The sequence below is a fragment of the Bacillus nitratireducens genome, from assembly GCF_036320425.1.
Classification (GTDB): domain Bacteria; phylum Bacillota; class Bacilli; order Bacillales; family Bacillaceae_G; genus Bacillus_A; species Bacillus_A nitratireducens.
This window is the reverse complement of sequence record NZ_JAUMJO010000046.1, coordinates 1-589: the sequence shown is the minus strand read 5'-3', so window position 1 is coordinate 589 and position 589 is coordinate 1. Positions and strand designations below refer to the sequence as shown.

1 pseudogene is annotated in these 589 nt (G+C 37.2%); it reads right to left on the bottom strand.

The annotated features are described in order from the left end of the window. Positions 1 to 165 precede the first annotated feature (165 nt). Positions 166 to 589 (bottom strand): annotated as a pseudogene (locus Q3V31_RS30725) (serine hydrolase domain-containing protein); the annotation flags it as partial.

The window sequence follows — 589 nt, the reverse complement described above, 5'->3', positions numbered from 1 at the left end:
ACGAACGGAGCAGGTTAGTGGAAGCAATAGTAATTAGGTTTGACTGGGAAAATTGTCGATGATATTAAAAAAGACACCGAAGTGTCTTATGTTTTTCAAATTAAGCATACCGATAAATTGAAATTTAATTACGTAACATTATGCTTATCTTGGGAGCGAGGTATTTTATCGGTGAGTGTATACAAACCATGTAATGCTTGCTGTTAATAATGCTGACGAAATCAAAGCTGTAAGAACACTATATGTTTGCCAAATAAGTATTGTTGACCAATCGAAAGCACAGCACAGTATACCCAGGGCAATCGTAGCGATCAGGAAAATAACTGTTACGGTTATTCTCTTTTTTGTCATTGGCTGCCGCTCATTCGTTTTCCTTCTGCGTAATCCTAAGAGAAATAGCAAAACGGCCAATAGGCAAAGAATAATTGTGATAGACGACAAAATGATATCTAAGAGCTGTGTGCCGCTTATTTCATATGACTGAGTTAGATTGCCTTCTAATATATCTTTAACTTTTAGTACCATGTTTATATTGGTATTTGCGCCGTTGCTCAGCAAGGAGACGGCTGTTCGTTCATTTAGCAGTATG